General features: G+C 55.3%; 27 protein-coding genes and 3 pseudogenes. 14 read left to right on the top strand and 16 right to left on the bottom strand.

The genetic code is table 11. The features are described 5' to 3' along the window. Window positions 1–121: 121 nt before the first annotated feature. Window positions 122–835: a hypothetical protein gene (locus ACFQEV_RS09690; RefSeq protein WP_379695314.1), complete on the bottom strand. Its 714-nt coding sequence runs from the start codon at window positions 833–835 to the stop codon at window positions 122–124. On the opposite strand from ACFQEV_RS09690, the gene ACFQEV_RS09685 reads away from it, so the two are divergent. Next, entirely contained in the window at window positions 818–1,033 is a 216-nt protein-coding gene (locus tag ACFQEV_RS09685; protein WP_379695312.1) for a hypothetical protein, read from the top strand. The genes ACFQEV_RS09690 and ACFQEV_RS09685 overlap by 18 nt on opposite strands. 500 nt (window positions 1,034–1,533) lie before the next feature. Beyond that, complete coding sequence (locus ACFQEV_RS09680; protein WP_379695310.1) at window positions 1,534–2,148, top strand: hypothetical protein; 615 nt, start codon at window positions 1,534–1,536, stop codon at window positions 2,146–2,148. 251 nt (window positions 2,149–2,399) lie between these two features. Here ACFQEV_RS09680 and ACFQEV_RS09675 read toward each other — a convergent pair whose 3' ends face one another. The 3 genes from ACFQEV_RS09675 to ACFQEV_RS09665 form a co-directional block, all read right to left on the bottom strand. After that, entirely contained in the window at window positions 2,400–2,630 is a 231-nt protein-coding gene (locus ACFQEV_RS09675) for a hypothetical protein (RefSeq protein ID WP_379695308.1), read from the bottom strand. Between the two features lie 366 nt (window positions 2,631–2,996). Further along, window positions 2,997–3,458 carry a hypothetical protein gene (locus tag ACFQEV_RS09670; RefSeq protein WP_379695306.1) on the bottom strand — a complete coding sequence of 154 codons (462 nt, stop codon included), beginning with the start codon at window positions 3,456–3,458 and terminating at the stop codon, window positions 2,997–2,999. After that, a complete protein-coding gene (locus ACFQEV_RS09665; RefSeq protein ID WP_379695304.1) occupies window positions 3,451–4,221 on the bottom strand; it encodes a ParA family protein in 771 nt (256 codons plus the stop codon). Before ACFQEV_RS09665 ends, ACFQEV_RS09670 begins: the two co-directional genes overlap by 8 nt. 143 nt (window positions 4,222–4,364) lie before the next feature. Between ACFQEV_RS09665 and ACFQEV_RS09660 the strand changes: the two genes are divergently transcribed. Together ACFQEV_RS09660 and ACFQEV_RS09655 are read left to right on the top strand one after the other, a co-directional pair. Next, entirely contained in the window at window positions 4,365–4,739 is a 375-nt protein-coding gene (locus tag ACFQEV_RS09660) for a hypothetical protein (protein WP_379695302.1), read from the top strand. 62 nt (window positions 4,740–4,801) lie between these two features. After that, window positions 4,802–5,077 (top strand): hypothetical protein, encoded by a 276-nt coding sequence (locus ACFQEV_RS09655; protein WP_379695300.1) that lies wholly within the window; start codon window positions 4,802–4,804, stop codon window positions 5,075–5,077. Window positions 5,078–5,111: 34 nt separating this feature from the next. On the opposite strand, the gene ACFQEV_RS09650 is transcribed toward ACFQEV_RS09655, so the two are convergent. Together ACFQEV_RS09650 and ACFQEV_RS09645 are read right to left on the bottom strand one after the other, a co-directional pair. Further along, window positions 5,112–5,765, bottom strand: coding sequence for a hypothetical protein (locus tag ACFQEV_RS09650; protein WP_379695298.1), 654 nt, complete (start codon window positions 5,763–5,765; stop codon window positions 5,112–5,114). 242 nt (window positions 5,766–6,007) lie between these two features. Continuing rightward, window positions 6,008–6,232 (bottom strand): hypothetical protein, encoded by a 225-nt coding sequence (locus ACFQEV_RS09645; protein WP_379695296.1) that lies wholly within the window; start codon window positions 6,230–6,232, stop codon window positions 6,008–6,010. 189 nt (window positions 6,233–6,421) lie between these two features. Here ACFQEV_RS09645 and ACFQEV_RS09640 point away from each other — a divergent pair, with 189 nt between their 5' ends. After that, window positions 6,422–7,144: a hypothetical protein gene (locus ACFQEV_RS09640; RefSeq protein ID WP_379695294.1), complete on the top strand. Its 723-nt coding sequence runs from the start codon at window positions 6,422–6,424 to the stop codon at window positions 7,142–7,144. 311 nt (window positions 7,145–7,455) lie between these two features. Here the strand turns inward: ACFQEV_RS09640 and ACFQEV_RS09635 are convergent, their stop codons facing one another. The 5 genes and pseudogenes from ACFQEV_RS09635 to ACFQEV_RS09615 form a co-directional block, all read right to left on the bottom strand. Next, window positions 7,456–7,842 (bottom strand): hypothetical protein, encoded by a 387-nt coding sequence (locus ACFQEV_RS09635; protein ID WP_379695402.1) that lies wholly within the window; start codon window positions 7,840–7,842, stop codon window positions 7,456–7,458. A 75-nt stretch (window positions 7,843–7,917) separates the two neighbouring features. Continuing rightward, window positions 7,918–8,082: pseudogene (locus ACFQEV_RS09630) on the bottom strand (hypothetical protein); the annotation flags it as partial. A 57-nt stretch (window positions 8,083–8,139) separates the two neighbouring features. Next, a complete protein-coding gene (locus ACFQEV_RS09625) occupies window positions 8,140–8,427 on the bottom strand; it encodes a hypothetical protein (RefSeq protein ID WP_379695292.1) in 288 nt (95 codons plus the stop codon). Window positions 8,428–8,524: 97 nt separating this feature from the next. Then, window positions 8,525–10,978, bottom strand: a complete 2,454-nt coding sequence (locus ACFQEV_RS09620) for a hypothetical protein (protein WP_379695290.1) — start codon at window positions 10,976–10,978, stop codon at window positions 8,525–8,527. Beyond that, complete coding sequence (locus ACFQEV_RS09615) at window positions 10,969–11,247, bottom strand: hypothetical protein (protein WP_379695288.1); 279 nt, start codon at window positions 11,245–11,247, stop codon at window positions 10,969–10,971. Before ACFQEV_RS09615 ends, ACFQEV_RS09620 begins: the two co-directional genes overlap by 10 nt. Window positions 11,248–11,664: 417 nt before the next feature. Between ACFQEV_RS09615 and ACFQEV_RS09610 the strand changes: the two genes are divergently transcribed. From ACFQEV_RS09610 to ACFQEV_RS09600, 3 genes and pseudogenes are all read left to right on the top strand, one after another. After that, entirely contained in the window at window positions 11,665–12,408 is a 744-nt protein-coding gene (locus ACFQEV_RS09610; RefSeq protein WP_379695286.1) for a hypothetical protein, read from the top strand. 30 nt (window positions 12,409–12,438) lie between these two features. Further along, a pseudogene (locus ACFQEV_RS09605) lies at window positions 12,439–12,740 on the top strand (aldehyde dehydrogenase family protein); the annotation flags it as partial. Window positions 12,741–13,068: 328 nt separating this feature from the next. Continuing rightward, on the top strand, window positions 13,069–13,803 hold the full coding sequence (locus ACFQEV_RS09600; RefSeq protein WP_379695284.1) for a DUF8164 family protein: 735 nt from the start codon (window positions 13,069–13,071) through the stop codon (window positions 13,801–13,803). A gap of 51 nt (window positions 13,804–13,854) precedes the next feature. On the opposite strand, the gene ACFQEV_RS19920 is transcribed toward ACFQEV_RS09600, so the two are convergent. Next, the gene (locus tag ACFQEV_RS19920; RefSeq protein WP_464391635.1) at window positions 13,855–14,058 is read right to left on the bottom strand and encodes a DUF7970 domain-containing protein; all 204 of its coding nucleotides are present in this window, start codon (window positions 14,056–14,058) and stop codon (window positions 13,855–13,857) included. 806 nt (window positions 14,059–14,864) lie between these two features. On the opposite strand from ACFQEV_RS19920, the gene ACFQEV_RS09595 reads away from it, so the two are divergent. Further along, a complete protein-coding gene (locus tag ACFQEV_RS09595; protein ID WP_379695282.1) occupies window positions 14,865–15,092 on the top strand; it encodes a hypothetical protein in 228 nt (75 codons plus the stop codon). Between the two features lie 311 nt (window positions 15,093–15,403). On the opposite strand, the gene ACFQEV_RS09590 is transcribed toward ACFQEV_RS09595, so the two are convergent. Then, the gene (locus ACFQEV_RS09590; RefSeq protein WP_379695280.1) at window positions 15,404–15,736 is read right to left on the bottom strand and encodes a hypothetical protein; all 333 of its coding nucleotides are present in this window, start codon (window positions 15,734–15,736) and stop codon (window positions 15,404–15,406) included. 557 nt (window positions 15,737–16,293) lie between these two features. Here ACFQEV_RS09590 and ACFQEV_RS09585 point away from each other — a divergent pair. Together ACFQEV_RS09585 and ACFQEV_RS09580 are read left to right on the top strand one after the other, a co-directional pair. Continuing rightward, window positions 16,294–16,554 (top strand): AbrB/MazE/SpoVT family DNA-binding domain-containing protein, encoded by a 261-nt coding sequence (locus ACFQEV_RS09585; RefSeq protein WP_379695278.1) that lies wholly within the window; start codon window positions 16,294–16,296, stop codon window positions 16,552–16,554. A gap of 3 nt (window positions 16,555–16,557) precedes the next feature. Then, window positions 16,558–16,959, top strand: coding sequence for a PIN domain-containing protein (locus ACFQEV_RS09580; RefSeq protein ID WP_379695276.1), 402 nt, complete (start codon window positions 16,558–16,560; stop codon window positions 16,957–16,959). Between the two features lie 588 nt (window positions 16,960–17,547). Here ACFQEV_RS09580 and ACFQEV_RS09575 read toward each other — a convergent pair. Further along, entirely contained in the window at window positions 17,548–19,113 is a 1,566-nt protein-coding gene (locus ACFQEV_RS09575; RefSeq protein ID WP_379695274.1) for a hypothetical protein, read from the bottom strand. 755 nt (window positions 19,114–19,868) lie between these two features. Here ACFQEV_RS09575 and ACFQEV_RS09570 point away from each other — a divergent pair. Both ACFQEV_RS09570 and ACFQEV_RS09565 read left to right on the top strand, forming a co-directional pair. Beyond that, window positions 19,869–20,657: a ParA family protein gene (locus tag ACFQEV_RS09570; RefSeq protein WP_379695272.1), complete on the top strand. Its 789-nt coding sequence runs from the start codon at window positions 19,869–19,871 to the stop codon at window positions 20,655–20,657. Then, the gene (locus tag ACFQEV_RS09565) at window positions 20,657–21,031 is read left to right on the top strand and encodes a hypothetical protein (RefSeq protein WP_379695270.1); all 375 of its coding nucleotides are present in this window, start codon (window positions 20,657–20,659) and stop codon (window positions 21,029–21,031) included. Before ACFQEV_RS09570 ends, ACFQEV_RS09565 begins: the two co-directional genes overlap by 1 nt. Here the strand turns inward: ACFQEV_RS09565 and ACFQEV_RS09560 are convergent. Continuing rightward, entirely contained in the window at window positions 21,028–22,230 is a 1,203-nt protein-coding gene (locus ACFQEV_RS09560) for a Cdc6/Cdc18 family protein (RefSeq protein ID WP_379695268.1), read from the bottom strand. The genes ACFQEV_RS09565 and ACFQEV_RS09560 overlap by 4 nt on opposite strands. A 459-nt stretch (window positions 22,231–22,689) precedes the next feature. Here ACFQEV_RS09560 and ACFQEV_RS09555 point away from each other — a divergent pair, with 459 nt between their 5' ends. Continuing rightward, entirely contained in the window at window positions 22,690–22,962 is a 273-nt protein-coding gene (locus ACFQEV_RS09555; RefSeq protein WP_379695266.1) for a hypothetical protein, read from the top strand. Between the two features lie 132 nt (window positions 22,963–23,094). Here the strand turns inward: ACFQEV_RS09555 and ACFQEV_RS09550 are convergent. Then, window positions 23,095–23,268 (bottom strand): annotated as a pseudogene (locus ACFQEV_RS09550) (IS5/IS1182 family transposase); the annotation flags it as partial. Window positions 23,269–23,989 lie beyond the last annotated feature (721 nt).

The following is a 23,989-nucleotide window of genomic DNA, read 5'->3' as shown; positions in this document are numbered from 1 at the left end:
AGGTTGTTTTCGAGGAGGGCATCGGCCGGGCTACAACCAGCGCCATGGGGTTGATTGTTTATCAGATGGAGAATTTCCTCCATGGGGTGTCTCGTAATGGGAGGGAGAGGGGCAGACACGGCTATTCTCCGTTAAGTTCCTGCATAGCAAGGAACTTGCGCGCCGCCTCTTCCGCGGTCTGTGGTTCCCCACCAAATCCGGCCTCTTCAAGCGTCGGTTTTCCCTTCCGCTCTAGAAGCGGCACGTCGAACCCGGCCGACGGAAGGGCGGCCACGGCCCGGCGAAAGTCCTCGCCGGTCACGGATTGACTACAGTGTGAGATTATCCCCGTCGCCCGCGCGGCCAGTTTCACCGCCCCACCCCCGGAATCGCCCTCCTTGAGGTCCACGAACTTCTCAGAGTCCGCGAAACAGGACGTTCCCGTGTTATGACTCTTGTGCCAACTCGCGGCGAAGCGCGGCGGGTCGCGCCCAGGGTCCGTATCCCATTCGGCGGCATAGTGCGCCGCCACGTCGCGGACGTCGAGGGCTTCAACGGCCGCCGTCACTGTGTCGTAATCGGCATACTCCGCGTCGGAGTCCTCGTATTCGGCCAGTTTCGCGCGGGCCGTCTCTTGGCGCTTCTCGGCCGCTTGCTTTCGCGCCCTTTGTTCGGCGCGCTCCGACCGAACCCACTTCCGAAGCGTCTCCCGCCAATCATCGGCGTCACTGTCGGGCCAGAGCGTCCCCACAATGGCCGAGACGCACCTGGTGTAGTCTCCAGTCGGAAAAAGAACGCGCCGGCTGTCGCTGGTCTCGCGTACGGAGATGTTCACGAGGTGGCTGACGCGAACCACATCGACATTTCACGGGAGTACGGCTACACCATCGCTCGAGAACTCGTCGAGGAGAAGGACTTCGTCCGCATGAAGAGTGGCGGTGAGCGGAACACGGGAAAGGCGAAGAAACTCAAGCTTCGGTACGACGACCTTCCGACGGCACTCCAGGACCGTGCCCATGACCTCTACCGTGAGAACAACTCGGGAGGTGCCTAACACGACCAGGCTGTAACAGGATTACAACAGCACGCGGACGTACTGGGGGCGAAAACGCCCTCGGCGTGGTGTAACACTCCACGTCGCCTACACGTTCACCCCCTCCTCAGGGTGAGTGTAGGTAGTTAGTGTCGGTCGACTACCGTAAGGTCCGCTTCGTTTTCCGCTTCTTTTCCGCGGGACCGCTAATATTCGAACGTCTAAGGCGCCTCTGCCGTTGTTGTAAGTCTGTTACAGCATCCAAGAGCGTAGGTCAAAAGCGAGAAGCTGTCCTCTCGTGGAAATGCAGGCGTTTCACCCGGCTCACTGGGTTGTAACAGCGTGTTACAATTCACTTCACCCGAGGATTCTTACCGAGAACACGACGCCTCTGTCCCACGGTTCTGTGTTTGCACGCGCTCAAATTACGCTTAGTCCGCCTCCAGAACCTGAGTTCTGAGGCGCATATGCGAGTGAATGACAGCGTTTATTGGGTGTACTGAAGACACTCAGACGAATCCGTGTTGGACCTTCAGTCCCTTCTTCCGTCGGTTTCTGAATCCACGCTCATCGTCAGCGTAGTTGGCGTCTTAATCACAACCGCTGTTCTCGTGTCGAGCTTGTGGAATCTCTATTTGAGCCACTATAAGCCGACTCGGTCCGATGTAACACTCTCACTTGAGAAGGACTCGGAAGTCAGTTTCAAAGCAGGGAGTGGGTCTATCGATGAAAATGCACGATGGACCGGGAACATGGCTCTTAGACTGGTCAACTCAGGAGAAAAGGGGGCGTACGTCAGTTCTGAGGACTACCGCCTTACAGGACTCAAGAAGAATGGGGAGGTAGGCGACTCCGGCCCCATCTATCTCAACACTCCCCGTTCCCACGAGTCCCTTGTAGGAAAGGAGATTGAACCTGCACGTACGAAGCGGTCCAGGAGGCGTTTGGACCTGGAAACAGAGACTGATATTGAACCGCTGATTGAACACGACTTAGCAGTCATCGAATGCAGCCTCACTGTACAGGACGAGAAAGGATCGTATGATGTCAGTGGTACATTCGAAGCCGAGATCCCGGGCCCGGAACCTGCGTTGAAGAACTGGGAAAAACATCTCCAAGAAACGGCAGAGGAGTAGTCTCCCGGCGAGATGGATGTTTGAAGTTCGAATACGTCGAAATTCGTGCGAATGAAGTAGCTCTGTCGTTATTGTGAGTCTGTTACAGCATTCGAGGACGAGGAAGAGGAAGGAGAAATATCAACTTCTCGTTTCAGTCCCCCGCCCTCCGAGGATGGATGTGTTTCTGGCGCATCTGCATAGTCACTTTTCGGGGTCACTGCGGCGGCACGCGGTCGGGAATCTACTCTCGAAGTAGCCGCACGAACTCATCACCGTCGCTGTTTTCCGATCCACTCTTTTCTGGCGATGCCCGGGCCGGTGAGGATGAGTCGACCGCGGTCGAAGAAGTCAATCTGATATTCGACTGTAGTCACGCTACCAAGGCGGATTTCTGATGTTCGTTCCATTCCCAGGAAGCGGTTATACCAGAGGAGACGGATCTCGGTCAGTATCATCCATGGTTCAGTCTGTTGGAAAAGCGGCGTTTCGTTCCGCTTCATGACCGCGATGGTTGTCTCGCTGTCGGTGAGGGGGCCCCAATCTTCGAACGGGCACTTGACGGAAGATCGGCAAGCGGCGTATGAAGTGTCATATGGTTAATCACACCTGCCGAGGGTATAGGTGACTCTGTTGAAACCCTCACTCATTGATAGGTCTCAGGAGCCGTGCTGAATACAAGGCGTAGGTGGGTCATGTGACTCGCTCAACCACGGTGTTATGTACAGAGAAAGCATAAAGCGGCAAATCGTCAATTAGCTGCAGTCTTAACCAACAGACGGTGGTCAGTGGACTCGGCTGTTGGTTAAGTACGAGGGTGGGCCGCTTCCTCTTCCGAGACCCTTACACAACTGCCAGGGGTTTTGCTGCTATTCCTCTCGTTCTTTGCGTTCTAACTCTTCTAGGAACTCCATGAGTTCCTCCGGTTCCATCTCCTCCATACGTTGCATCCCGAGCGCGACGAGCAGCGGATAGAAGTGTCGTGTCTTCCGAAACTCCCGGTCGATACCGGCCATGTCAAGATCGAGATCGAGGCGCTTGAACGTCCGGCCGAGATCCTCCTCGATAGTGTCCGGGAGGTAGATACTCCGGGGTGTCCACTCCTTCTTAACGTTCGTCACGTTCCACCCGTTCTTTGAACGAGTGCCGTTCTTGTCGTTCGTGTCCCCCTGTGTACTCTCTTCACTCGCCGTTGTGGGGTCTGCCTTCATCTCGTTCTCTTCGCTACTATCGTTCCAGTCGTTCTTCTCGTTCTTTGCTCGAGTGTCATTCTTATCCTTCTTCTCGCCGCCGAAGCGCCGGGAGAGACGTTCGTCGATATCGTCAGGCATCGGCGACCTCCGCAGCGATAGTGGCGTAGACGTCGCGCATGTCGCACTCGTCAACGCCCTCGCCGAACAATGACTGACCAGCGTCGACGGCGCGCTTGATGGCAACACGCCGGCGGACAACGTGGACGGGGATGTGCTCACCGAAGCGACTCTCGAACCACTCGATAGCGTCGCGTTGCTCATTATCGAGCGGGTAGTCGACGTTCGAGACGATGAGTCCGAGGATGTCGATACGAGTTCCGTAGTTGTCCTCGAGCGTGTCCAACTGACGGAGCAGGTGGTTCACGGCGAGTTGCGACGATGCGTCCGCCTCAACAGGGACGAGGAGCTGCCCGGTCGCGAGGACGACGTTATCGTTGATCGGCCCGAGTGACGGCGGGGCGTCGATGATGATGGCGTCCCACTCGTCGACGTCTTCGAAAAGCATCTGTAAGCGGAGACGGGGCTTCATCCCCGCGGCGATGAGGTCCTGCTCGAGGTGGAACATATCGATGTTGCTCGGAAGTAGGTCGAACTCGGCGTGTTGGACGACGAGGTCGTGGACATCGTAGCTCGATGGGTCCTTGAACGCCTCGTAGAACGAGTCCTCTTCAGCGAGGTAGGCATCCTCGAAGCCGAGTCGGTGAGTGAGGTAGCCTTGTGGGTCAGCGTCGACGGCGAGGACGTTGAGACCGCGGTCGGCGAGCGCCCCGGCGATATTGATGGTGTTGGTCGTCTTGGCGACGCCGCCCTTCTGATTCGTGATTCCTATCTTTACGGTCATGCCGTTCTATCCGTTCTTTGCGTTCCACCCGTTCATATAGATACGTCAGACATCTACTTTGTTCACGCGGAATAGAGGATAGAAAACCTACAGGAAGATCAACAAGCCGAAACTAAATGTGTTATCATTTCATCCGGTATGCTATGGCAAGACAACCGGGGGTAGAGGTTGATATAGCGACTGACGGACTCAGCGTGAGAATTCGGCCTGACGAACACAGCGTTCACGTCCTCGTCGCGGGAATTATAAGGTGTGTAGAGGTAAAACAGCCACCTAAGGTAATAATTGACGGATCGTATATAAATGAGGACTCGGTGGAGATATCTCCCGGAGAAGATGTAGAGGTAGAATTAGTAGACCAGCAAAAGAGCGTGAGATTCCCAGCTAGAGCTAAGAGGGGTACTGGAACATATTCGGGGGCGTTTAAATCAGCGGAGAAAGAGCATCCTACACAAAACTTCCAAAATTACAGGGAAGTGAAACAAATCCTCAAACGAGCAGAAGCTAAGAGTAGGTGAGATTACTGCCATGTATCAATTCCACTTGTTCTTAGTGTTAAAAGCCCAAGTGGGGGAGAAAGATGACAGAGAACCTCGCCTACTTCGAGGTGTATGTCGGAGACGAGTGCGTCGACCGCGTCGTTCTCTGCGAAGGAGGTTCGTTCGAGGCAGACATCCACGTCGACGACTTCCGTCTCGAATTGGTAGGGATCGAACCGAGGCGCGACGGCGAGCAGACGACGCCAGAGGTGCTGGCTGCGTTGACCGGCAGAGACGTTGAAGAGTTCACACTCGACGACGAAACCTCACTTCCAGACTTCGACGAACAGATGGCGGAGTTGGAAGGCGATGGGTGAGATAGAAGCCGAAGCTGGGCGTTAGCGAGCAGTCTTAGTCCGTGTCTCCCGGGAACCACTCATTGACCGTTGACACGGCGTTCTTAGCCCTGACCGGCGCGAGGGGGATCTGCGATAGCCGAGGAAATGCGATGATGAGGACAGCCACTATTCCAATAGCTGCTTTCGTAGCCAATTCTCGCTGTCTCTTGGTTGTGATTGTGTTGATGACCGATCGGATCAGTGATCCAAACAGCCGCAGGTACTCTCGCAGGCCAAACACTGGAGTCGCCTCCGATGCTGCTGTCGTCGTCCGTCGCCGCCTCCTCGACACACCGCGAGTCGGCGTCTCGGCCTGCCCGATCGTGTTGGCGAGGCCGTCGACCTGCGCCGCTGTCACTGAGTCGAGCTTCTGCGCAGACGCGAACAGCGATTCGAGGTCGGGCATCGCATTGGGGGCTGAGGCAGTCGCGTTGATGACCGTTTCGTTGGCAGCAGCGACATTTTCGAGTGACCCCTCCGCGGCTCTGAACGTCTCCCACTGGTTGTTCGCCTGTTCTCGAACCGGACGGGACGTCTCCCTAGCGTCAGCCGCGACTCTCCTGACGGGTTCGAACGTCTTCTGGATGTGTTTGAACGTGTCAGAAAGGCCGAAGAGTCCGAAGGGACTCTCGTCGTCATCGCCATCGTCGTCGTGAGCGTCCGACATCTATGAACCACCTCCGATGAGGACGTAGACCGACTCAGTCGTCCAATATTCGTTTCGTTCGTCCATGACAATTGCACTGGAGGGGTGGGCTAAAGCCGTTGCGTCTCCACACACCGCAATTTGACACTTTCTCCCGCACAGACCACCGTTTCCAGTGAACCCGCCCCTGCCGAAACCCCCCTCCCGAGTAGATATCTCTCACGGCAGGCTGACAAACCGTGAAAAATAGCGGATGCGTCGGACTACAGTTCGTACGGCTCGCCGTCCAACAGCACCTCGGTATCGTCGGAGACATGGAGCCGCCGCAGTTCGCCCACGAACATGTAGGTCGCGGACCAGCCCCGCTGAGCCCGGCCGTAGGCGAACCACGTGCCGTCGTCCTCCTCGACGGTCGAACTCGCCGGCGAAACACTCACCTCGCCCTCGGCGACCTCCTCGCAGTCGTGCGGTTTTGTGTCGAAAACCACTTGGCTTTCCTCGAATAGGGACAAGTGAGGTAAACAGATGACGGTCCCTTCTGGGTTCTATGCCCCGGAATAAGGGGTGCAGGGAACCCACTTAGCGTACGAAATCCACGGGTACGTTAGTACCAGTGAGGTGCGCTAATGAGCTACTCCAAAAAATAGCGTTAAGTCCCAGGGGCGTGATGTGGTAACATGCCATCAGCAGAGGACTGGGACGCGCTCAACGAGGACGTGCAGGACAACATACGGTCGGTATGGTTCGCCCACTTCATGCTCGAGAGGCAGAAGGAACTCCTTGAATTGAAGGTGGATGAGTGGTCGCGAAAAATAGACGAGATCGAAGACCCCCTGGACAAATTCAGCGGCTTCGGCGACGAATACAGCGTTGACCTCTCCACGCCATACATGGAACAGGACGTACCGCTTGACGCGAACAAGACGATATTCCTGTACGAAGCGACCAGAATTATCCATAATTACTACGCGACAGCGTACTCACTATACGATTGCGCGAACAATGTCAGGGAACAGTTCGACGACGAATTCAAGGAACGATACTACTCGGAACTCTACGAGCGAAAGATCCCGAGAAGAGACGAGATGATTCGCCGCCTACGCGCGTATATGACTCACAAGTCCCCGAACCGGGTGTTCCTCAGCCTAACGGGCTGGGAGGAGATGACGCGGGTTGACGACGAGTACGATATCTACCACTCGTTCCTCATCGACCGTAAGCCGTTCCGAGACTATTTGAAATCGGATGGTAGGAAGACCGACTACCTAGACTCGATCGACGCTGCAAGGCACAACCCCGAGAAGATCGACATTGTCGAGGTCATCCGAGAGCACCATCAGTTGGTCACCGAGTTCTATTTCGACTGGTTCATTCCCGCTGTCGCCGACGAAGCTACCTAACACCCTCCCTTTCGAGAACACGACCGTGACGATGTGGCGTGACGGGTTACACTCGGCATTAGGGGTCTTCGTCTCTTTGTAGGCGAAACCACCCAACGCCAAATCGTCGAGTTAATCACGAAACCGGTCATACGACAGAGGATCCCGACCACCGCCCCATACCGGTCGTACACGGTCTAACGTACGAGTGTGTAGTAGCTCTAGTAGGGGATCTAGGAGGTGTGGTTCGTGAGCGCGTCGCCAAGCATTCTGAAGGAGCTTGACCTGGATCGACTTGACGGGAGAGTGAACACAGATGTGGCCATTCGGGGTTAGTCGGAGTCCCGGAACCCGGGGAACAAACGGAGTTCCTTGGCGATGGTGCGCTGGCGGCCACTAATGTCGAGGCCACGTCGAAGCGTTGGGTTTGCCTTCGGCGCCGTCACCGTCCCACCGTCGGGGAGGTCGTACGTCTCGACAAGTCCCATCCCCCGCTCGAACGTGTCGACAGTGGCTCGGCGCCATAGGATGTATAGCGTGGCGTATTCTCGGGCGAGACGCTCGCGACGATCTTTCTCGACATCGGGAGCATACTCCCGGGCCGTCTCGACCGCGTCGTCAGCAATCCAGTGGATATACTCACGGTCGTCGTCGTCAACACGCTCGTAGACCTTTTCCCAATCCGACCACGCACCCGACTTCTTGGCGTTTGTATTCATCGGGGGTGCACCACCACCGGAGTTTCCCGCGGCGTGCTGGTTACCCTCTAACTCCGACGGATCGCTCGGTCCGGTGGACGCTCCACCGTGGAAGCGGCACTTCTGGTGTGCGCCGGTCGCAGGGCGCTGACACCGTTCGCCGGTTGATCGCGCTGTGGCTGTACATTGTCCGTGCTCACCGTATTGGAGTCCTAATCGCTTGCCGGCGTTGACGTCCGCTTCGTCGGAGGGGGGTGCCATGGGGTTAGTATTTATTACTGAATTTGTGGTTTTCAGTCGCCTCATACGTCCTCGCTGTTATTCTATTCTTAGGGAGAGCGAGTACTGCGGGATATCCTCATCCAGAATCCGTCGAACGATAAAATGGCGAGATATCAATTGGTAGACCTCTAACAACCAGATTGGGAGCTCAACTTGTGGCCTCGCCTCGGCGTCGACTATTTTCTTCAGATGGCGATTCACGGTCTGTACGGTGCAACCGACACGCGGTGCGACGATTTCCGTCGTTAAGTCCTGTTCGTCGGCTGGCAGTGCGTTGATGAACTCCCGGACGTCATCGAAGTCGGTGAAGTTGAGAACGGTCATACGTTCACCTCTTGGAGTGCCGTCTGGGTCGGGTTCTTCCCAACCGTTACTGTCTCCGGGACGGGGTCCGGCTCGTCGCACAACAACCTCGCGGTTCTCATCCAGGGTTTGACCCCAGAAACCGCCCCTCGAAGCTGGCCCTCATCGAATGTCGCTCCGAACGCTTGACAGAGTGGTCAGTTGGATCACCAAATCGGTCAGTATCGTCGACGACCGCAAGGGCGACGTCGAAGAGTAAGTCCTGCCGTGCTGCGTTCTGATCGTCGAGCACGGCCGGGCGGATATCTGCACCCCGCTCATCGCGAGTTGGGAGAGCGAAGCGAAGCCCCTCGTCAGTCTCCTGGACGACGGTGAGCGCCGCGAGGCACTCGACGTGCCGCCGGAGGGACCGTGCCGAGACGTCTGCCGCCTCAGCCAATTCGGCCTGCGAGAGCGGCGTCGCCGACCGAAGAAGTACCTGCACTGCTTTCCTGGCGGTCGGCGGGGCGTCAGGGAGGATGCGGTCGGCGTCAAGGGTGGCAAGTGCCATCCGCACCTCGTCGAGACAGAGGCCGCGACCCGTATCCTCAGCTCCGAGTGCATAGAGGGCCTCGGCGACGGCATACGGTGACTCCATAAGAGCTCGGAGAACGGTGACGGCCTCGCGAGTTGGGGCGAGGTTCTTTTCCTGGCACATCTGGGTGACCGTCTCGGCAAATACCGACCGATCCGTTGTTCCAACAGGGACGCGGACAGCAATCTCTGGGGCGTCCTCGTGAATCGCTCCCGGCGTAGCGAGATGCCCCTCAACGTGGCGGGCGAGGCGGTTCGCGTCGGGTCCTCGAAGCACCATTCCACCGATGAACTCACCGAACGGGTTGGCGGCGTCAACGTCCGGTGAGAGAGCCGCCCGACGCTTCTCCTCTCGCTGCTCGAACACCTGACGGTAGACGGTGAATACACCGTACTTCGACTGGATTGCCGTCGCGAGACTCACCGTCTTCGCGAGGGCGGCCAGCTTCTCGTGTGGCAGCCACTGTGGAACACGAAGTTCACGGACGAGGTCGATGCCGGCGGTATCGAGGAGATGGACGATACTCCCGGCGAGGCCGTGTGCTGAGCGCATTATCTCGCCGCGGAATCGATTGCGGTCGTCGTACTTACCATGTTTCAGCTTCGTCGTCATCTGTGCGAGGACCTTGCCCCATTTGACGAGGGTATCACGGAGCACCTGCCCGTCATTGGCGGCTTCGTCAGAGACGCCGCCAATACATCTTGCATCTCGGAGTGTCGCCGCCGAGTCGTCAATATTGTTCAACCGGGAGACGGGGAGCGCCCGGTCGAAGAACTCTGGCGAGGCTAAACTCAATGCCGTGCTTACTATGTACTGAAGGGGTCCAGACGCTCGAACAGCGATGTACCCCTCACTGCGGGAAGGATTATACGATACCCACCGTGTTCGGATCTCTTCGGTGTCAAACAGGTCCTCGGCAGCGGTGATACTGCCGTCTGCGGCTGTTGCGGCAGCGGCGTGGTGTTCAGTGCGGGAAGCGTACCGGGTACGGTAAAGTGCTGTCCCGGCGGTTGCGTCGGTGGCTTCTCCTTCCCCCTCCCCGTGAGCTTGCGGGGTTACACGGCACTGTTTGGAGTTTTGTCCGGGGTCGCTAAACTCGGCGTCAAGTTCGACCTGTCTGCCGCGTTCGGTGCCGAGAGCGTCCACAAACGCGGTTCCCGCTGGGAGGAGTTCGACATGCTTGTCGGTCCGGGGGCCGAACCGTTCGGCGAGGTCAAGTGCTTCGAGGTCACCAAGAATCTGTGAGACACGTGCCTTCTTGACGGTGACACTCTCGACAAGTTCAGAGTAAGAGAGCGTCTCACCTGGTTCATCGGCGAGTGTGCGGAGGATGGCGACCGCGGTATCCTCTGGATCAAGGACGTCCCGGGCAGCGTCAACACGCTCGGTGATGGGGGGCTCACCCCGAAGGGTGGTAACTGCCGCTTCCCTAAACGAGGATGGGAGTGCGCCGCGGTGTTCGCGTGCCATCCAGCGGGCTGTGAGGCAGGTCGTCACGACGCGGACATCGCACACCTCTCCGAGGCGGGCAAGGAGCGCGACGACATCGTGACGACGCTCGTAGCCCTGCTCTCGAAACGACGCGGAGAGACGGACTGCGAGTGTCGGTGATGCGTCAGCGGCGTCGAGGGCGGCTAGCGGCCCCTCTGAAAGTCCTTCGAGGGGTAGGCAGTCACCAGTACCAGTCAGCCCGGAACTCCCGAAGCGGGTGGTCGTCTCCAGCGCCAAAGCGTGGCGCCACGTCTCCGCTGGACGGTCGAGAGACGTGAGGATAGTAGCGTACACCCCACTACTGGCGGTGACGCCCGCATCTTTGAGCGTATGCGGACGCATGAGACGGGGAACCCCAGCGAGCACATCCCGGACAGCGTCGACAAGAGCGTTGCGGAATCCCTCGCTCTCAGCGATTGCCTGCCATACTTGGGCGGCAGTTCGATCAGTTGCGTCAACGCGGGCGACCGCGCTCGCCGGCATCTGCGGGGTCGGGGTTACTGCCACTGGGACACCCCGGAGTCCGACTGAAGTTCGCGGCGTACCCACGTGGGGAAGTCCTCGAACGTCGCCTCGTCGTTGACGTCGCAGGTCGGTTCGCCGCCGCGCTGACGGACGGTCGTTCTGCGGACGTGTTCGACGACACCGACCCTGTATCGGACGGACGCGAGGACGGTGACGGCCGTCTTGCGGTCCTCCCGCCAGCGGACTCGCCGCGTTGAAACGTTAGTCGTTAGGGCGTCGAAATCGTGCGTATTAGCGTGTCGTGTGGTCATTCAGCCAGTATGCGGCCCGTACGTGGACCACTCGGCGGGCAGACCAAGGCACAAGAATCATAGTTCAGTACGTCGAAGTACTGAACAGACCGTGCCTACGGTCTGCACTGAAGGCGTTGCAGCGCCTTCCCGCGAATCGGTTGGAATCCGATTCATTCGTGTCGATTGGTAATCGGCGCGTCGTGGTACTTTTCGCACGCCGAAACCGGGATGGGTCCTGCCAGACTTCCCCGGCGGCGTGTTCGATACGTCCCTGAGCGCTTGCCATCTCGTTTGCTGCTTGCGCCTCTGGGCTTTGTCACTCATTACCGGAGCCATACTGAGCCGCCATCGCTTCGAGGAGAGCTCATTGACCATCTACTACTCTATGCTCCTCTACAATAAGATTTATCAATTTAGAGATAACGTATTTGCGTTATGGGACAGTCAAGTGACGATTTCGCGGCACGGCCGAAGGGGATTTTGAACGAAAAAGAACGCAAGCATTTGATGGGGACCTTAGACGGCGAAGAGAGTGAGGCCGCAATGCGCCAGCGGGAGTACCGTATCCGCCAGCGCCTCCGTCATACCCTCATCGACTTTCAACTCCTCGCAGACTCCTATGATAGTATCTTAGAACCCGTATTCAGCGACCTCGTCGGCACCGAGGAGGGCGACGATCCTCTCCTCTATGGGATTGAAGCACTTTTCACACTCCTATACCGCGCTCTCTCGGAGTACAGCCCCGAAGAGGGGTTGCAAGACCACGTATTCTATCCCCTACTTGACAACGGCGTCTCTGAAGCTGTTCAGTTGGAATACGTCTCTCAAGGATTCTCTGTCGACCCCGCACGCACTCTGTTCAAAGTCCACGGGACAGACCCTGCAGTGTCGCTTGACACGGTCGAAGCGCAGTATAAGGACGGTGAGAGTATGTCCACCAAGGAGATGAAACACCTCTACTGGAGCGGAAGGATTCCGTACGAGGAGTACCGGGACTATGACGCCCTCAATTTCGCGGCTCTGGTCGAAGAGCATGGGGAAGACGAGGCCATGGATATGGTCGAATCTCAAGTCCAAAGTTGGCTCAAGCGCCGGCGAGAATCGGCGGCAGAAGACGTCCCGGTCGTCCCCGAATACGGCGGATTCATCCAAAAAAAGCACCTCAACAATAGGGAGTGAGGCTCCGTTAATCGGTGAGGTCGATCTCATGCATTTGAGGAGTGGCAAGAGACGCCAATGCGCGAACGACAGGAACTCCTTGCTAACGTAGGCGATGTGCTCCGAGACTGAAAGCGCGAACTGTGGGAACTGATGACGCGCGACATGGGCAAACCGATCGCGCAAGTGGTCAAATAGGTAGACAAGTGCGCGTGGGTTTGTGATCACTACGCCGATTCTCAAGTGTGTACCTCGCCGAAGACAGTCACCTGAGCCCGCCCGGGACGACGGTAAAGACACGATACGATCCGCTCGGTCCTGTCCTTGCAGTCATACCGTGGAATTATTCCTTCTCCATCACACCGTTAAAGCGTTGGTATAGTACTTAACTCGACCAATTATCTACGTCTCAACCATATATACAGAGAATATTTGTTTAACAGTCAGGCATCATCGGTTACTGAGTAACTGAGACGGTTTTTAATTCGACGTGCCATTGGTGGTATTATAGCGGGGTGCATTTCAGCTAAAATTTCGTTCTATTCTTACCGGGGAACATTGTGTATGTTTTCTGTCATCTTTGGCAGCGGTATTGGGATTTAGAAAGGCTAGGAATTAGTCGTCCGGTACATGCCAGTAAATTACAGGAAATTTTAACATGGATACATTGTTCGATACCGTATGGATAAAACATTCGACCTAAAGGGACCACTAAGGAGAGTACCTACAGCGACACCAAAGTACCAGATTGTCACCTCAACAAATAGAATTTCTGTATCACAGGGTGAGAAGACAACTTTCAGCGTATATTTAACGGGATACGGTGAGATTGAACGACACAAAATGTCAGTATTCCTTGATTACAGTTCACTTCTATCGGGAGGAGAAATAGTAATTCCGTTCCATAAGGATAATGAGGGGAATGTATCATTTGGTGGGCCAGTTCTTGAGGAGGGGAATCAACTTGTTCATCAGATACAGGGCAACTCAGCCACACTCTTCCTATCTGAACTTCTTTTCATTGATAATCCGGGGTTTGAGTCACCACCAGAAGATAACGCACTAGAAAGACTCTATCCAGTAATTGTAGCAGAAGGGGACTGGAGTGAACATGCCCCAATTCAGGTCGAGTTGGACATTGCTGAAGATGCCGAACCAGGAGATTACGATTTCCAAATGTTCCTCCTGTATAGCGACCGGCTGGATGCTTTCCAATCTAGTGCAGTAGTTGAGATTCATGTGCAGTCTAAGGTTGAAGAATATGAGCCTTGGCCCCAACGCTTTGCTATCCTTGGCGCACTAATTGCCCTAGCAAGTCTAATATATCAGACTGGGATCATTACATATATCCTGAGTGCGCTAATCGCCCTAGCATACTCAATATATCAGACCGGGATTATAACATACATTCTGTAGTTAGCCTACTGTCAAGGGAGCGAATTAAAGGACACTCACAGCGGAGAGGTACTACTCCGAAACGTCGACGGGACTAATTCCCCGCTCCTCCAATAGCGCCGTCGCAATCTCCTCTGGATGCTCTGCTAGGACGCGCAGCGCCGCATCGTGGAGTTCCCGCTTCGGCGCGTCCTGAACGTCGTGCTTCCGGAGGATGCGCTCCCCCCTCGAGCGCGAGGGCGTCCTCGAAGGCGTCCCACTACGACTCTCGAGCATACAGTGGCCGTTGCTTCACGTCGTCGTAGCCGAACGCCGGCCCCGTCATCTTCTCTTTCTCCTGCGGTTCGGTTTCCTCGTCAACATCTGATGTATCTGCTTGGGAGTCCCCCGCTTAGTTAATGAGAAGCGTTGAACCTATAGACCGTCTTGTAGAGGATGGTTACAGCAATACCGTGAAGTCAATCGAATAGTAGTACGTACCGATCTGCACTGCCCGCCGATTCCGCTCACGACATGGGTGGCGCTGAGTGAGATCGAACACTATCTCTATACCTACGAATTCTTCTTGACGAGATCTGGTCAGGGAAATCACTCTGAGTGTATCAGGAGTGCAGTGCGTATCGCTGTAGAGGTGATTCGATGAAAGCCCTTGGCCGTTCGACATCCTTGTCCAAAACGAGAGCCACGCTGATCCAGCAAAGTACGATAGGCCTGCGGAATTCCCCACCGAGGAGGACTTACTAGAGGAATCGATGACGATGGACGACGTCTCCCTGTTCGTCTTAAACCCTGGTGAATTTCGTGACATCAATGACTTCGTAGGAACGTTTGGTGAGGTGGCGTGTCACGATGGTAACAGCTCGCACGTCGACCCACTGCGCGAGAGAGATAGCCTGAATCAGCAGCGACGGCATTTCACTGGTAAATAGGTGCTAGCATGAGTGCCCTATAGAACAGGGAACACCACGAGTGGGGTGCACACCCCATCAGTCTTAACCTACACTACGAGAGAAACTGGTTCAAATGTTGGTTAAGGCTCGGGCGAGGAGTGAACCTAAGATCGAGCCGCGAGAACCGCTAGTATGGCCGCTCCGCAGAGTAAGGTAAGCGACGAAGATCTCAAAGCAGCCGTGAAGGAGTTGACCCCCGCCGGTACCAAGGAGGTCGCCGACTACGTCGGGCTGAGCCGACAAGCGACCGACTACCGTCTTCAGAACATCGAGGACCGTCACCCAAACCCGTGGGTATGGTCGAAGAAAATCGGCCCGACGAAGGTGTGGCTCCATGCCGACCACGTCTACCCCCGCTGAGACCTGCTGTCGACTCTTCCATCGACTGGCTGGCGCTTCTCACAAACGTTTTCCACGGAGCAAAAACGCGAGAAATCGTGACGGAAGCCACTCATCTCTACCGTTTTCCGTCTTACATTCTCAACCCAACCTCCAGACAGTCCGAGCCTGAGTTCATTGCCAATAGCGCCTGAAAGTGCTACTCTTGCCGTTTTTTGCAGGACTCCGTCGAAGGACGTCCGGACACTTAGCATGACACCGGAAGTGCAGTTAGTCAGCAGTACAAGGTCTGTGCGAAACGTTCTGTTCTCATGCTACGGAGCAAAAGACATTCAATACAGCCTGTTGGGCATCGAGCCGAAGGGCTGATCGTTCGCGGTGCGGTAGATGTCACCGTGAATTCTTGGCTCGATGTTCTCCGCATCCGTATCCGTATCGCCGTCGGGGTCCTTCATGACACGAGGGTGCATCCAGGCGTTCGTGGGGCCCACCTTCTTCCTCCATATCTTTTCTCGGCGCTCGAGGGCGTGTAGGTGGTGTGCGGTACACTGGCGGGAGAGTCCGATCACATCCGCGATCTCCTGCGTTCCGGCTGGTGTGAACCGGTAAACAGCCTGCGCCACCTCTCTCTGCGACACCATGTTATAGCGACGGCGCGGTTCCATACGGCCTGTAGAACGTCCATCCTCTTAATGTGAGGAGTCTGGACCGCTACTAATGTGCTCATGGCGCTCGTGCGTCGGTGGGTCTGGATGCGAATGAACGACGGGTCCCATCGTCTACGGTCTCTTAGAACACGCGTCCGTGGTCCGTCGTACCTGCTGAGCCGTTACTACTAGGAGAGAGGGCTTGGGCCGGCATACCAAACCTGTAATCGTCTCTAAAAGGTCGTAATCTTACCCTACATATTATGGCCACTGAGCAACGCTACCCGGTCGTCAACGAGACGCTGGAGTTCCAGCCGACGGTTGAGCAGGAGACGCAAGACAATCCGAATTAATTCATCAGAGAGATTATTCCTCTTCTGGAACTCGAAGACAATTGAACGTCATGAAGTAGTAAAGAAATTGCTTCATATGTCGGCTCTTCTGTATTTCCCTCTAATCCTCTCTGATAGTCGTCGACGATCCACAGTTTTGTACGATTCATGCTATGACTGCATGGGAAATGATTTTGTCTGACGGGAAGATTTTAGAATCTTCCCGTAGTAGTTGGTGAGAGAATGTCGAAATCTACAGACGAGCGCGGGCGAATCTATCTCCCTAAGGATGTCCGGGAGCGGTTCGGCGACAAGTACCGAATCGTCGAGCTTCCTAGCCACGTCGCTTTGTTCCCTGTCGACGAGGATCCACTAGAAGGAATTCGCGCAGCTGTTGGCGACGCCTTCGAAGGAGAGGACGCCGACGAGCTGAAAACAGCCGCTCGAAAGCATATTAAGCAGGAGATAGAAGACGAAGAACGGTCACGGCGGCAAGAGGGCTGAATCGTGTACGTAGAGACCGACTTTCTAACAGCGTTAGTCAAAGATGAGGACTGGCTCCGTGAATCGGCCCTCCATGCACTCCAGGACCGAGACGATATTCACACCTCCATTTTAGCCTATGCAGAGATACTGGTGCTGTTTTACGATCGAGAGCAGTCTGAATATGAGATTGACGCCCCACGGGCAATCGCTAACCTTCTCGAATTAGTCCCAATACAACCTGAGGAGCACGAGGAGGCCGTTCTCGCCGCTGCAACGTTTCTTGAGGAATACCACATGACTCCGTTCGACGCCCTTCACGCTGGCATTGCTGCGACGGAAGAGGACACGGTATTATCGAGTGAGAAAGACTACGATACTATTGGTCTTGATCGACTCCCCCTAGAGACATACGCTGACGAGTGATGTCCTGAGTCTGAGCGCTGATTCCGCAGACGAGACTCTTGTTGGCATCGATATCTGACCCTGGAGGAGGTGTAGAGATCTCTGAATCATGCCCGCGGACGTCCACTTCTCACAGGTACGAGAACGCACCACGCCCAGACAACCAATAGCTCGACCTCCGACGAAGTGGAGGAACTCCTCAACTGCTGGTGACAGCGCTCGTTAGAGGCAGTGTCAGAGATCTATGTAGGAGTCAACTACCTGCCCTCCGAGAGTAGGCCACTTTTCGAGTTGATCTTTTGCCTCTGTTGAAGCCATCAATCAGTGATAGGATTCAACTGTCATGCTAAATATAGGGTGCGTATCCCGCGAGGTAGTAGCCCAGAACGTGGGAATTGGAATCATTAGATCCGGGACACGATTCTCTCGCGTGATACACCCAGGAAACACTGAAATCGTGCCTCGAGCGATCTGCGTTCGTCTCTCACCGGCCGCTCGACCGCGTTTGAACCAATCTCAAGAAGGCGTCCCGCGAATTCATCCAGCGCCTGTTCACCCTCGGCAGGTGCTCCGGGCCCGACCAGACGATCGCTCCCCACGACGCCGGGGTCACCTGAGATCGGCCACGGTCTTCACGAGCGCTATCTCGCTAGCGCGATCACGTCCTTGGCCGACCACCTCGACGGCGAGGGCGTAGCCGCAGTCGGCGGTCTGCACGAGGGACCTCGCCCGGTCGTCCCCACAACCGCCATATGTCCGCTCGGACATCGTCTCGCCAATCGCGTTGGTTGTGACCAGGAAGATGTCGGAGCTTTCGACGCCGAACGACTCGGTGAACCCCGCCAGAACGAACCCCCTCTCGTCGGTCTGGACGACCGCGTCCGCTAGGTCCAGCTCGTCGCCACCGTAGGTCCTGGTGAACTCCTCATTCCCCGTCTCGTCGGTCTTCACGAGCCAGAAGTCGCCACCCCCTTGGTCGAATGAGGTCGTGGAACCCGCCAGAGCGAACCCCCCGTCGCTCGTCTGCACCAGCGAGGACGCCACCTCCAACCCCTCACCGCCGAACGCCTCGGCGAACTCCTTGTTGCCCTCCTCGTCCGTCTTGAGAAGCCAGAAGTCGTTCCCGCCGGAGCCGAACGAGAGCGTCGTCCCGGCCAGCGCGAACCCACCGTCGCTCGTCTGCACCATCGCGTTCGCTGTCTCGCTGAGTTCGCCACCGTACGTCCGGCTGAATTCCTCGTCTCCCGTCTCGTCGGTCTTCACGAGCCAGAAGTCGCTGCTACCAGTGTCATCCGAGATCGTGTCGCCGCCCAGCGCGAATCCTCCGTCAGCAGTCTGAACGACGGCTTTCGCTCTGTCCCGCTTGTCGTCACCGTACGTCTCAGTGAACACGATGTCCCCGGCCTGATCGGTCGTGACAAGCCAGGCGTCGTAGTCGCCGGCCCCGAATGACGTCGTCAACCCCGCCAGAGCGAACCCCCCATCGCTCGTCTCGACGATGTCGTACGCCACCTCGGTCTGCTCGCCGCCATACGTCCGGCTGAACGTCACGTTCCCGTCGCCGTCGGTCACTACGAGGTAGACGTCCTGCTCACCGTTGGCCGTCTCTCGCCACCCCGTGAGGGCGAACCCGCGGTCGGCCGTCTGGACCAGCGACTGGGCGCTGGCGTTCCGCTCGTTGACGTACGTCCTAGCGAAGTCGACCCAGTCGGCCTGTGGGAGCGACGGATTGCAGGCCGGCTCGATCACACTATCGCATATGCCGACGGTGTCGCCGTCAAGCCTCTCCAGAATCTCTCGAGCACCGACGACGGTGCAGTCGTTCGGGTTCACGTGGAGGGTGCAGCTGTCCCCCTCGCAGGTGCCCCTGTACCTGTTCTCCTCGATGAAGCCGACAACCTTCTCGCCGTCCGCCGCAGTGTAGCAGAACGTCTGGTCGTGGCTCCACGGCGTATCGTGCCGGGAAGCGGACGACAGTTCCCGACCCTCGTAGCCGTCACCGGTGTCGACGACTGCGAAGTTGCCATCCGTGTCGGTGCGGACCGTTTCGCAGCCATCGAACGTGAATGCACGAGCGCTTGCCGCGCCCGGCCAAAGGCCAAGTCCGACGGTCGTCCCACCGACCAGCTGTAGGAGTCGACGCCTGTTCACCACACCGGAGTTATCGTTTGGCATGTGTTCGTGACAAGTACGAGATAACTTCGTTATATCTAAAATACGCCCTACGTAGCTAGAGACTGTTGCCGAAAATAGCCTATTAAGACGAAGGGACTGCGACTCCGGAATAGCGGTAGTGCTGTCTCTGATCCTACTTAGGTTGGTTTTGAGCTGGGATCTAATGATTGTCAGCGGTCGAAGTCTCAGCCTCCAAGTCCACTTCAGACTCGGTGTTAGCGGATTCCGCTTGTCTACTGGTTTCAGAACTGTCTGTAAGAGGTGATTCCGGCAGATCGTCGTTATTTTCGGTGACTTGAACCCAGACAAAGTGTAGAGTCCAGAAGGACCCGACAAGCCAAACAAAGAAGACGAGCAAAGGTTCAATAACCACTACTGACTGCGGGACAGTCATTATCTAGCCAACCCCGTGCAGTCCTCTAACCGTCAATGGAACTACGGCAGATAACCCAATCGGGACAGTGGTTGCTTTGATGCTGTCCTTCCACTGCTTCGGGTGTAGAGGCTCGTACTGTTGAACAAGAGCCTCACGTCTATCCGAAAGCTGTTCGATGCTGAGCCCGATTTCAGAGACTCGAGATCCATCTCTATCATACCTCCTAATCTCGGATCCCCGTGATACAGCCGCTGTAACCCGATATTTTGTTTCAAATCCTCTACTACACCAAGTCTTTCTTTGAACTCTTTGCCTTCAAAGTCATCACAGATGTCTGACGAAGATTTACGTGCAAAGAAGTCAATTCACTCGACAAGATATGACTGTCAAACTGGCTGTCTCGAATCAGAAAGGTGGCGTGGCGAAATCAACGAATGCATTAAACGTTGCAGGAGCACTCGCATCGAAAAACAACAACGTGTTACTGGTGGATACTGACCCTCAAGGATTCGCAACACGGACGCTCGGGTTCACGGGCGAATACAACACTCAAACCCCGAACCTCGCCGACGCGATGAACGAGCCTACGGACTACGACATACAGGACATCATCCTAGAGCACGCCGAGTTCGACGTCCTCCCGAGCAACGTCTCAATGTTCTCCCTGCAGCAGGACTTGATCGCCGCCGGCTGGAAACCTCGCGAACGATTGATGATGCTGTTCGAACAGCTCGAAGGAGAATACGACTACATCATCGTCGACGCCCCGCCAAGCCTCGGAGTGATCAATGACAACGTTTTGCTGGCTTGCCAGAATATGATCATTCCGGTCGAGGCGATGGAAAGCAGCATCCACGCTCTCGATATCCTGCTCAACCAGATCGAGACGCTTGAAGAACGGTATGGAGTGGAGATCAAGCAGTCTGCAATTGTGATCTCGAACATTCACTATCCGCTTGATAACGATCAAAAGGAGAATATCGAGTTCTTCCGCGACACCTTCGAGGGCCGTTGTCCGGTACATAAGATCCGGCATCGAGCAGCAGTCAAACGCTCACTAAGTGCAGGTGGCTCGATCTTCGGTGAGGAAGCCGAGGACACAGACATGAAAGAGAACTATCTGCAGCTGGCGGAGGACGTCGAAGAAGAATCTGAGGTGATGGCCTAATGGTGAACGATACCAGCGACTCCGTCAAGGACCGGTTCGCAGAACGGTTCGAAGGCGAGAAAGACGAGAAAGAAAAGAACGAAGAGAATTCTGCGAAGGAGCAGACTTCAAAGAACTCAGTGAAAGCAAAGAAGGATAAGGTTTCTAATATTAAGGAGGAGTGGCAGAACCACTCAGTCTACCTCGACAACGAACTCGCTGACAGATTCGGTATGGGGTACAAACGCCTCGACTTAGAGCTCGGGCAGGATTACGGGCTCTCAATCAAGAAGACCCGTCATTACTACCCGCTGATCGTCAAACTCGGGTTAGATAAATTAGAAGAATTAGAAAGTGAAGAAGTCAAAGAAGAATTAGAAGAGTTAGAAAGCTAATCGAACAGCTCGGCTACCCTGCTCGACTGACGTAACGCATCCTCAACGATCTCCGGGCGGACATCGAGACTGTACTGGTAGTAGCTGCCGCCTCGAATACCATCATTCCGCTCATCATGCTCGACGAACCCTTTCAGACGGAGCTGGCTGATACGGTCATGGATCGTCCGGTCGCTCACTACGTCGGCGTCGACAATCTGAGCCACAACCTGATAACGGTCGTAGATCTCCGCTCGTTTGCACGGTGTCTCGCCCTCAACCTCTAACTGCAACAGCGAGTACAACGTCAACTGGGATTGAATCGGAAGAGACTCCAGTTCGTCCTGCACCTTCCCCTTCTCGATCAACGTCCGAGCATCACGCACATGGTGTTCTTCAACACGTTCTTCTTCTCGGCTGCGAGCTAGGTCTCCGGCCTTGTATATGAGTTTCAACGCTTGTCGGGCAGACCCGGACTCTTGGGCGGCGAACGCTGAGCACAACGGTATTACGTCATCGCTGAGGACGTCGTCACGGAACGCTTTGCTTGCTCGTTGCTGCAGGATTGTTCGCAGCTGCCCGGCATCGTACGGCGGAAAGTGGATTTCCTCCTCGCAGAGTGAGTCCTTCACGCGGGCGGATAGATTATCTCTGAAGGTGAAGTCATTTGAGATACCGATGACTCCGACCCAGCAGTCCTGAACGTTCTCGTTGTCGTTCGCTCTCGGTAATTGGTAGAGGATATCGTCATCGCTGCCGATCGAGTCAATTTCGTCGAGCACGATCAGGACGTGGGTGGCGTCTAAGTGGTTCAGGTGATCCCACAGCATCTGGTAGACACGGGTGGCCGGGTACCCGGTGGAGGAGATCATGCTTTCCGCGTCACGGAACTTGTTCACGAGGTCAACGCTGACCTGGTAGCTGGAGGACGCAGATTTACAGTTCAGTTCGACGACTTGGATATCAAGATCGTCGTAGTTCTCTTGGTCGTTGATCAACCGCTTCAGCACTAGCCGTGTGGCGACAGTTTTCCCTACACCGGTTTGACCGTAGAGGAAGATGTTCTTCGGCGGTGCTCCGTTGATGATCGGCTGGAGTGCCGATTGGTACTCACCGAGTTCTTTGTCTCGTTCGAGTAGTTCCTGCGGCCGGTACGAGTCCCGGAGCACGGACTCGTCGGTGAATATTGGGTCGTCGCGTGTGAATTCAGTAAGCCCCATACGTCTGGATAGGCGTTCGTTTCCTCACCCCGGATTATAAAACCATGCGTTCACGAGCTTCATGAGCTTCACGAGCCCTCGGTTATTTATATACCACTCACACAGCGGTTTTCACGAGTTACCGTTTCGAGTGAAGGGGGTGGCTTCAACTGTACGGCAAACACGACACTCTAGTCTGACAAAGTTTTATTACCCCGTAGTGTGAGCTAGTCCGTAGAACGTGAAAAACTGTTTCTTACGTGGCTAGAGTGAGTTTAGAGAAAGGATAGGATTTGTTTCTAGCACTAGCTTCGTTGTAAAAGAGCTCGTGAAAAATGGTGTGTGACTGGGGTGCCGACCGTTTCTTGTTTTACTGAACGAGCTTGTTGAATAGAGAGCTCGTGAAATCTGCTGTGTCTGTGTCCTCCTGGCAGAGTTAACCAACAACGATGCGTTGTAACCAACAGAACGATGCGTGGTGTGCCTAATGACCTCGAGGAAGAACTGGAGGATCTTACTCCCGAGCAGCTGGACGATATCGCCCGACTTGCTGAACGACTCGCCGAAGATAAGCGGCGGAAGAAACGAATTGAACAGCAGAAAGATTTCGTGATGGATTTACACGGTGACGAGATGCCGGACGGAGTGCCGACGAAGGCGACGTTGACGAAGAAAAAATTAACGGGAACGAATATTTTTATTACCAATGGCGGGATGGCGATTCTGTCAAAAGTCAGTATAGGTGCCCTGTAGACAGCTCTTAGCCGTCGAGCAACCGTTTAACGTGTGTAATCTCCTTCTCGCGTTGTTCCAGCTCAGCTTCGTACTCCTTCTCACTGACCTCGCTCGAACGGTGGTTGAGGCATATCCGTTTCGCTTCTTATAGTCCAAGAGGTTGGAGTTCGTCTTCTTCACCTTGAGACAGAGCAAGACGACGTGTTGTCGGAGCGTGAATCGCTTCCGCGAATAGCGTGTCGAGAACCGAGCAACAGCACGACGGGCCAGCGTGATAGCACGTTCGACGAACCGGAGAAATCGTGACTTCGGGAAGGTATCCATCTTCCTCCTCGCTACTCACCAGTCGTGTTTGTCAGCAAGGGTTTCAACAAGGCCAGATATCTGCATCATGAGCTAGATGCAGGCAAACGTCATACAACGTATCGTACTATCAAATGTACACATAATAATGTGTGATATTTACTGGCGACGCAGCCAAGTTGGGTAGCGATCAACGACACCGCTATCGAAATCAATAGGTCTGTATTGTATCTAAATTACAATATTCTCGATACGGTTCTGTTCTCGATACCATGATTTAAACGGCAGAGAAATTGATTAACATCACCGTCTTACTCTAATCTCCTCAGGAAACAATACATTCTGAGACTGTAGTTCCCAGTAAGACATCCTGTTTGAGCCTTCACTGTCCTATTGGGGCTATATTTTGAGGTGACCATTTTAACTGAGACTAATCGAAAAGCAGTTTCAAACGGTAAATAGAGTCAACCGTCTCTATATCCCTGAGATGGACAAGCGGTTAGTGTCTATACTATTTTGTGGACAAAATCCACTTCTATAAGAACGAAGGCCAACTTGCGAAGCTATCTGAACGGCGCCTTATGATCTGAATAGCTACAGAAGAACTTAGATGTCATTGCGAGTATAGCCTCCCAGTGTCGGCGCTAATTCTCAGGTTGATCACCGAGAATCCGTCTCAGTCTCTCCCGTTGGAACGATGAACCCATTCAGGGCGAAGACATAAATAGATTGTTCGAGGCAT

Origin of the sequence: Halopelagius fulvigenes (genome assembly GCF_042662625.1) — an archaeon.
Lineage (GTDB): Archaea > Halobacteriota > Halobacteria > Halobacteriales > Haloferacaceae > Halopelagius > Halopelagius fulvigenes.
Note: the sequence above shows the minus strand (reverse complement) of the source record. Positions and strands in the feature narration are given on the sequence as shown.